Consider the following 1,697-nt stretch of genomic DNA (forward strand, 5'->3'; position numbering starts at 1 on the left):
AGCCTACGGTACGCACCCATTATTAGATAATGCCGATGCGGTTATAGAAAGCGGTGAACGTGTGTGTATTGTAGGGCGTAACGGTGCAGGAAAATCAACGCTTCTGAAAGTCTTAGATGGCCAAGTAATACTCGATGACGGCGAAATAAACCAAGTCGGTAGTTTAAAAATATCGCGTTTAGAACAAGATCCGCCTAAAGGCGCAAGCGGCACTGTATTTGATTATGTTGCCCAAGGTATGCCTGAAATTGCTAACTTACTGATTGATTTTCATCATGTAAGTACACAATTGCAAACAGATTGTACTGATCAGTTACTCAACAAACTAGAGCGCTTATCAAATAAGTTAGAAGCAGCTGATGGCTGGCGTTTTGATAGCCGTATTCAACTGGTTTTAACCCAACTAGAATTAACCCCCGATGCAAAACTAGAATCACTTTCTGGTGGTTGGTTACGTAAAGTTGCACTTGCGCGTGCGCTAGTGAGCGAGCCTGATTTATTATTACTCGATGAGCCTACCAACCACTTAGATATGACAAGTGTAATGTGGTTAGAGCAATTTTTAAAAGAGTTTAAAGGCGGGATTGTATTTATATCGCATGACCGTGCTTTTATTCGCGCCGTTGCAACACGTATTTTAGATTTAGATCGCGGTAAACTAATTTCTTATCCAGGTGATTATGCCACTTACTTAGAACAAAAAGCGCATGATTTAAAAGTGGAAGAAACGCAAAATGCATTGTTCGATAAGCGTTTAGCGGAAGAAGAAGCGTGGATCCGCCAAGGTGTTAAAGCGCGTCGTACGCGTAACGAAGGGCGTGTTCGTGAGCTTAAACAATTACGTAATGAGCGTAAAAAGCGTGTTGATCAAGTAGGCAAAACCGATTTCAATATTGAAACGGCTGATCGTTCAGGTAAATTAGTGTTTGAAGCGAAACACTTACACCATGCATTTAAAGATAAAATCATTGCTGATGACTTCTCTACTTTGGTTATGCGTGGTGATCGTATTGGATTAGTCGGCCCTAACGGCATTGGTAAAACGACCTTATTAAAGCTTCTATTTGGTGATTTAAAAGCAGACAGTGGCGAAATAAAGCAAGGTGTTAACTTAGAGTTTGCTTATTTTGATCAATACCGTGAAAAGCTTGATGAAGAAGCGACCGTTCAGGACAACGTAGCTGAGGGTAAGCAAGAGGTCATGATGGGCGGGCGTTCTCGTCATGTATTAGGTTATTTACAAGACTTTTTGTTCCCGCCAGCACGTGCTCGTACCCCCGTAAAAGCGCTCTCAGGTGGTGAAAAAAATAGATTACTTCTGGCTAAGTTATTCTTAAAGCCATCAAATATATTGGTTCTTGATGAGCCTACCAACGACTTAGACATAGAAACGTTAGAGTTACTAGAAGATATCATCAATCAATACCAAGGTACTGTGCTGATAGTTAGCCATGACCGTGAGTTTATTGATAATACGTGTTCGAGTGTATGGGCATTTGAAGGTAACGGCAAAGTCACTGATATAGTTGGTGGCTACAGTGATTATGAAGCGTATACCAACTATTTGGCGGAGCAGCACAAAGAGTTGCAAAAGCAGCCAGTCAAAAAAGTTGAAAAAACAGAGCCAACGCCAGTTAAAAGTAATAACAAAGCAAATAAACTCTCTTACAAATTAAAACTTGAACTAGAGCAACTAC

At 40.7% G+C, this 1,697-nt stretch carries 1 protein-coding gene; it reads left to right on the forward strand.

Annotation, left to right across the window (positions count from 1 at the left end; genetic code table 11):
* Window positions 1-1,697 (forward strand): ATP-binding cassette ATPase Uup (gene uup / locus AC3WVG_RS11675; RefSeq protein ID WP_488798293.1); only part of this gene is annotated, 1,697 nt, incomplete at both ends.

The sequence above is a fragment of the Desulfovulcanus sp. genome, from assembly GCF_982781345.1.